This is a genomic window from Rhodococcus sp. P3_B8, from assembly GCF_056402775.1.
This window is the reverse complement of the sequence record NZ_JBFUGT010000326.1, coordinates 1-7,043: the sequence shown is the minus strand read 5'-3', so window position 1 is coordinate 7,043 and position 7,043 is coordinate 1. Positions and strand designations below refer to the sequence as shown.

Annotated in this window: 5 protein-coding genes and 2 pseudogenes; 3 read left to right on the top strand and 4 right to left on the bottom strand. The window is 65.5% G+C overall.

The genetic code is table 11. From position 1 onward, the window contains the following. Window positions 1–1,491: thioesterase domain-containing protein (locus AC1D1G_RS39025; RefSeq protein ID WP_477956271.1), on the top strand; the 1,491-nt coding region annotated here is incomplete at its 5' end. Between the two features lie 283 nt (window positions 1,492–1,774). Here AC1D1G_RS39025 and AC1D1G_RS39020 read toward each other — a convergent pair. Next, complete coding sequence (locus AC1D1G_RS39020; RefSeq protein WP_477956270.1) at window positions 1,775–3,223, bottom strand: IS1380 family transposase; 1,449 nt, start codon at window positions 3,221–3,223, stop codon at window positions 1,775–1,777. A 206-nt stretch (window positions 3,224–3,429) separates the two neighbouring features. Here AC1D1G_RS39020 and AC1D1G_RS39015 point away from each other — a divergent pair. After that, a pseudogene (locus AC1D1G_RS39015) lies at window positions 3,430–3,594 on the top strand (MCE family protein); the annotation flags it as partial. Between the two features lie 84 nt (window positions 3,595–3,678). On the opposite strand, the gene AC1D1G_RS39010 reads toward AC1D1G_RS39015, so the two are convergent. Further along, window positions 3,679–4,302: a maleylpyruvate isomerase family mycothiol-dependent enzyme gene (locus AC1D1G_RS39010; RefSeq protein ID WP_477956269.1), complete on the bottom strand. Its 624-nt coding sequence runs from the start codon at window positions 4,300–4,302 to the stop codon at window positions 3,679–3,681. Between the two features lie 105 nt (window positions 4,303–4,407). Then, window positions 4,408–4,727 (bottom strand): annotated as a pseudogene (locus tag AC1D1G_RS39005) (SRPBCC family protein); the annotation flags it as partial. A 188-nt stretch (window positions 4,728–4,915) separates the two neighbouring features. Between AC1D1G_RS39005 and AC1D1G_RS39000 the strand changes: the two are divergent. Continuing rightward, window positions 4,916–5,716, top strand: a complete 801-nt coding sequence (locus tag AC1D1G_RS39000) for a class I SAM-dependent methyltransferase (RefSeq protein WP_317571343.1) — start codon at window positions 4,916–4,918, stop codon at window positions 5,714–5,716. A gap of 291 nt (window positions 5,717–6,007) precedes the next feature. Here the strand turns inward: AC1D1G_RS39000 and AC1D1G_RS38995 are convergent. After that, on the bottom strand, window positions 6,008–7,043 hold a 1,036-nt coding region (locus AC1D1G_RS38995), incomplete at its 5' end, for an MFS transporter (protein WP_477956268.1).

Sequence of the window (7,043 nt, the reverse complement as noted above, 5' to 3'; positions counted from 1 at the left end):
CGGTTCGTCGCCAACCCCTACGGCCCACCCGGCCAACGCATGTACCGCACCGGCGACCTCGTCCGCTGGCACCCCGACGGCAACCTCGAATACCTCGGCCGCCGCGACCTCCAAGTCAAAATCCGCGGCCACCGCATCGAACTCGGCGAAATCGAAGCCACCCTCACCACCCACCCCGACATCACCCACGCCRCAGTGACAGTCCACCACGACCACCACACCGGCGACCAACTCGTCGGCTACGTCGTCCCCCGCAACCACACCCCCCTCGACCCCACCACGATCCACACCTTCGCCGCCGACCACCTCCCCGACTACATGGKGCCCACCCCCATCACCATCCTCGACGCACTACCCCTGACCACCAACGGCAAGATCGACCGGCGAGCACTCCCCGCACCAACACCGYYGAAGCGACAGTTCCGACCACCGGTCACCCCCACCGAACAGACCATCGCCGACGTCTTCACCGACGTCCTCGGCCACGACCGAATCGGACTCGACGACGACTTCTTCRCCCTGGGCGGCAACTCGYTGCTCGCCATCCAGGTCAGTGCGCGGCTGCGAGAGGCTCTCGACGTCGAGATGCCAGTGGCATGGCTCTTCACTGGCGCCACGGTGGAAGCGATCGCCAGTAGAGTCGAGGCGGTCTCCGACGGGTCGACACCTATTGCGCCGACCGGACCTTCGGCATTCGACGTCCTGTTCCCGATCACATCAGCTGGAGATTCCGACCCGATCTTTTGCATACACCCGGCTAGCGGATTGGCCTGGTGCTACGCAGGTTTGGCTCGATACACCGAACCGAGACAGCGAATCTACGGGCTGCAATCCCCCGAACTCGTCGAAGACGACCCGCATCCCCGTTCCATCGAACAGTTGGCGGAGCACTACGTCCGGGAGATCCAGGCCGTGCAACCAGACGGGCCGTATCACCTGCTCGGCTGGTCCTTGGGCGGAGTTATTGCCCACGCCGTAGCCACACGATTTCGCCTTCTCGGGAAGCAGGTCTCGATGCTGGCGATGCTGGACAGCCGGTTCCGCGAAGCGGAATCGACTGCAAACCAGGAATTCACTGTTGAAGACATCCTGGTCGAGCTAGCCGATCTGTTTGGATTCGGTGCCGAAGACTTCGATGCCGCGGGGAAAACCATGTCGGCTGAACAAGCGACCGAACTGATTCATCTGCGAACCGGAGCATTCGAGTTTCTCCAGCCATCACACGTGAAGCGGATCGTCGAATCCTTCAATGACGCGCCACGGTTGGTCGCCGACTACCACCCCGCCGTGTTCGACGGAGACATGGTCTTCTTCGCCGCCGCAGCTGGCGAGATGACCCGAGAGGTTGCCGAAAGTTGCTGGCAACCATACATAACTGGTTCAATCGACTACTATCCCATCGATGCCACGCATATTCGTATGACCACGCCGCGAGCGTTGGCGGACATTGCACGAGTTCTCAACACCTACCTCGTCGACGCTGTCAGTTAGCGGCGCCTCCCCGTGTCAAACGAACTACTCGATGGTGCAACGAACGCATGAAATCGCCATCTCGCGATCCAGCCGGACAAGGCGCAGCTGATTCCGTCCACCGCGACGGCGCGGTTGCTGCCCGAGCGCTATTTAACCCGAATGCACCGATTCGTTGATGTCGTCGCTGTGAATTCCGTTGTGTGGCAGCGGGTGGGGTGTGGGCGTGGGTGATCGTCCGACCTGGTATGTCGGGTTGTTCCACTGAGTCTTTCGCATCGAGGGTGGGCATGTGTGACCGGCGTTAGGTGATGATCGGCTGATTTCGACCGAAGGTGCTGTCAAACAAGTTGTGCCACGCTGTTTCCCACGGCCAGTGCGTGGGTAGGTGCAGCGTCAACCTCCGGGCGGAGGAAGCGATGCGTGCGGGAACCGAGACGAGGGTGCGCCGGAGGGTGCCGGTGGTAGCTTTCGTCAGTTTGGGATCGCCGGTGAGGGTGGCGGCGGCGCGGGTCAGATTGAATGCCATCACCGCGGCGACGAGCCAGGCGGCGTTCGCTGAAAACGAGTTCGACGGCAGATGCGCGAGAGCGGAGTTCTTCAGATCCGCGTGCACCTGCTCGATGAAGGCGTGCTGACGGTGGGTTTTGTCGGCGGCGACGGTATCGAGCTCGTCGGGGTCGGTGGTGGTGAAGAACGCGTGGAACCGCCAGATGTCGAACAACGTGCCCTGGCCCTGGTCCTTGGGCGGTCGCAGGTCGGGGATGCGGCGCACCACCAGCCGACCGGGGATCTGGTGGGCCTTCTTCTGCGAGGCGAACGCGGTGAACGGTATCTCCGCGACCTCCGCCCGCGATATCCAGGTGTCGGTGCCCTCGTCGTAGACGGCGTCGGTGTACTCGATCGGCGTCCACGCGGACTCGTCGGCGTCGATGGATGCGATCGCACGTTTGACGGTGGAGGTCAGGCGCACCGTGACCGACACATCGGCGCCGGCGCGGAGCGCGGCACCAATGGTGGGATGGCCGTAGAACGCCGAATCGCACCGAATCAGGGGTTTCGACGCGCCGTCACCGCACGAGCAGCCAACGTGCGCCCCGCGGGCCTGGGAACGCAGCCGGCCGACGGTGGCCAGGGCGTCGGCGACCATGCGGGCGGCCCCGCGCGCGGAGCCGCAGGCTCCTCGGCGCAGGCGTTGRGTGAGGATCACCGGCGCAGCGGTCTCTGTGGTGACGGTGGCGATGAGGGCGTTGAGCCCGCGCACRCCGGAGTAGCCGTATCCGGAGCCTTGTTTGCCGTGGCCGTGGACCTCGATGATCGTATCGTCGATATCGACCAGCACCCGCCCGGTGTCGATCCCCGACACCAGCACGGTCTTCTCCGCGAGGTTGCCCAGGAACCGCGAGGCCACGGCGTCGAGTTGCCGAACGTGCCCGAAGGTGAACTGACGAAGGAACGATCCCAGGGTCGACGGTGCATAGGGTCGATCGAATATCGTTCCCATCGCCCCGTGCCGCAGGATCGCCAGGTCGGCGATGCTGTCGGCGCCCGCGACCATCCCACCGACCAGCGAGGCGACCTTGCGGCCCGGGTTGGCGCCCTTGTCGGTCGGCACGCTCAGCTGCTGATCGGCGAGGGTGAGCAGGCCGCTCGCCTGCGCCAATGCCATCACCGGGACCAGTCCCGCGGTCGACATCAGATTAGGGTCGTCGAACCTCGCCGCCGCGACGGGCCGGGTATGAGATAGTTGCATCTACGAGATGCCCTTCGTCGTGGCCGAATTGTTTCTGTGAGAAGTTCAATTCTTCCACTACGACAGGGCATTTCGCCGTTACGACCCACCCACGGACTCGTCCAGATCGGTGCATCCAGGTTTAACGCTGTGTCGCTGATCGTTCCCGAGGGCGACACGGCTCCGCCGATCCAGGCCGGCGGGACACGCTGGCGAACACACTCGGCGTGCAGTTCATCAACCCGAAAGGTCGCTACCTGCCCAACCAGGACGAGCCGCGCCTGCTCGACAATCGCGGACCGGCCTGCTACGACGTCACCGGGGTCCACGATCAGGTCCCGGGATACGGAGCCCAGATCACGCCCGCAAGTTACGCGGGATCGAAGATGCAGGCGCCCCGACCATGAGGGGAACCGAAGTGGCCTGCGAGTGACGACGCTCCTGGGACCGTCGCCCGGTTTCCGGACGGTAGATCGTCAGATCGCCGCCGCGAGGACCTCGACTCCCGGTCCGTCGAGGTCGTCCAGCGCCACCCTCCGACCGGAGACGGCCAGGAGAAGCGAAAGGGCGGTGCCGCTCACCTCGGGGCCGTCGCCGATCGACACGTCGGCGTCCGCTGCCGTCAGCCGGACGCGGGCCACGAGTTCTTTGGCGCCGCCGAAGGACGCCGGGGTGCGCGTCTGCAGGCGGAGCGATCTGTCGACGGCCTCCGCCGGGTAGGAGCGGGTGAGTCCCAAGGGCCGACGGATGTCCTCACCGTGGACGATCTCCTCGACGAGCCGGCTGTCGAGGGGCGCCGGAGGCGTCGACGTGCGCGACGCCACCCGACGAAGCCGCTCCAATGTCTCCTGCGGTGAGGCACCGCGCTCGCGTTCCACGCCGCGTGCGTTCTGGCGGTCGAAGTCGAATCGCGCCCGGGCGAGGCCGACCATGAAACCGAGGCGCGTCGTCCGAGCCGTGTCGACCAGGTGGGCGACCACGTCGTGCACCGTCCAGTCGCCGCAGAGTGACGGCTCGTCCCACCGTGCCGCGTCGAGACTCCCGAGGTCGTCGATCAGCGCCGCACGCTCCGCGTGCACCATCGACCAGACATATTCCACAGCTCGCTCCTTCGGTCGGCCACATCGTATGCACGGTAAGACTCGTCGAGACACGGAATCTCATCGCAGCTCGGGGAACGACCGAATGAGAGCCGACCCACATGGTCAGCTGTCGATGGTGAGCACGTCTGCGAGGTTATCCAAACCTGCCCGCACCGTGCGTGAGTACGCCTTCGCGACTATCGGGTCGGCCAGCTTGCCGAAGATTCCTCCGAGGCCACTTTCGCTGTCGGTCCGATAGGTGAACAGGGTGCCGCCGTCGACTTCCTCGAGCCTCGTCGTCGCGGTGAAGCCGACCTTGCTCTCCACCGACTTGGACGTGGCCACCTTCAACGGCTCGTACTCGACGAATTCGGTCACCGGTCGAGCCGCCTACCCAGAATGCGGGTTACCCCGCGCCACCGGGTGCCCACCCCGAGTTGGCCTCGTCACGCTCCTTGCTCGGTCGGGCCACGATGGAGACCGGTCTGTTTGATCCTCCCGCTATACCTGGTCGCTATCACTGATGGTTAGCGCGTCAAAGCGCTGGTAGCGGTGTAGACACGACAAGACCGCGAAGCGCCGGCGAATCCGGTGCTGGATCGATCCGCCGAGGAGCAGAGATGATCGAATCATGACAACGGATCGCCGTACGCTTCGGAACACCTTCGAGTTGGCCGCCGAGAAGTACCACGCCGCTCGGCCCAGCTATCCGTCAGCGCTCTACGACGAACTCGTCCTCACGTCCGGACTGCGCCCAGGTGACTCGCTACTGGAGATCGGAGGAGGTACGGGCAAGGCCACCGTCGAGCTCGCGCGGAGGGGCTTCACCATCACGTCGGTCGAACTCGGGCATGACCTGGCAGCGATCGCACGTGAGAATGTAGCGGCGTTCCCCAACGCCGAGGTGGTCTGCGCCGATTTCGAGCAATGGAGGCCTGCGCCAGGCGTGACCTACGACCTCGTATTCGCGGCAACCTCCTGGCACTGGATCGATCCCTCGACGCGATACATCAAGGCGGCCAGCCTCATTCGCCCCGAAGGACATCTGGCTTTTTGGGGTGCACAACACGTGTTCCCGGAAGGTGGGGACCCAATCTTTCGTGACATTCAGCCCGTCTACGAGGAGATCGGCGAAGGTCTCCCGGATACCGCGACGTGGGCGCGCCCGGGTGAGCTGGCCGATCATCGGGCCGAATTCGAGGAGAGCGGGTTCTTCGACAGCGTCGTGGTGCGTCACTTCGACTGGGAAGTCAGCTACGACGTGGACGGCTATCTCGACCTTCTCGACACCTTCTCCGGACACATCGCCATGGCGAAATGGCAACGGGAACGGCTGCACAGCGAGATTCGTCGTCGAGTTGCCGAGCGGCCCGAACACCGCATCCGGCGGCACTTCGGCGCGGTCCTGCACATTGCCCGCCGTCGCAGCTGATCTTCACGCATTTCGCGCCAGACGGCCGAACGACCCGACCGACTCTCCGGTCAAGCCCGGGGCGCATCACAGGCTTCGGTGTGGCCGTCCAACGCACATAGGCGAAGGCGGCTTGGTTCCGCACCTCCGAACAGTGCGACTGCCAACCCCAGAACACCTCCACTGCCGGCCAACACCGCACCGAGTAGGAACATTCCACTCATCAGACCCTCCCCTCTGTCCTGTCCCCATTACAGCAGGCCCCCACCCGGACAGGGGCTCCGGCCTGCCGGAGAGATCCCAACTCCCGCTTCAGCAGGACTCGACGGCGACGACGCGACGTGCGGTTGTCGATGGGAGGAGCGCGAGGACGAGGGCCAGCACCGTCAGGACGAGGACCAGGACGGCCACGTAAAACCATTGTCCGTTCGCCCAGGCGATTCCTCCGACCCAGCCGAACAGGCTGGAGCCGGCGTAGTAGGAGACGTTGTACAGCGCCGTCGCCTGTGCGCGACCCGTTGTCGCGTGGGCGCCGACCATGCCGGATGCGACGGCATGGCCGACGAAGAGTCCGCCGGTGATCGCGGCCACGCCGAGGAGGATCAGGACCAGCGATCCGGCGACGCTGAGCATCGTCCCACCTGCCATGAAGGCACAGGCCGACACGAGCACGGTTCGGTGACCGAACCGGCCAACCACCCAGCCGGCGGCGCGAGAGCCCGCCGTGCCCGCCAGATAGGCGAGAAAGATCAGCGACACCACCGTGGGCGCGAGGTGGTACGGAGCGGCCTCGAGGCGGAAGGGGAGGTAGTTGAAGACGGCCACCATGCCGCCGACGAGTAGCGCACCGATGCCGAACAATGCCAGCAGGCGGGTATCCCGCAGGTGGATGGCAAGGATCCCGGTGGACGGGACGGCCACTCGCCGCCCCCGACCGGCGGGAAGCAACGCGATCAGGATGGCCATCAGGATCGCCAGACCTACGCCGAGGATCGCCAAGGCCGGACGCCACCCGAGGTGATCGGCGACCGGGACGACCAGAAGTCGACCGCTCAAACCACCCAATGATGTTGCTGCCACGTAGGAACCGGCCAATGCCGCGGTCCGCGCCGGCGCGGCGACCTCGTGGAGCAGTGTCATCGCCAGCGCCGGCAGTCCCCCGAGCGCCACCCCTTGGACGAATCGTCCCGCCACCAGCGCGTCGAACGTCGGGAGCCAGGGGACGGCCACGGCGAGCAGTCCCGCGGTTGCCGCCGCGTACCGCATCGCGGTGGGGCGCCCCACCCGATCCGAGAACCGGGCCCACGGCAGAACCGACAACGCCAGCCCGAGCGTGGCCGCCGCGCCG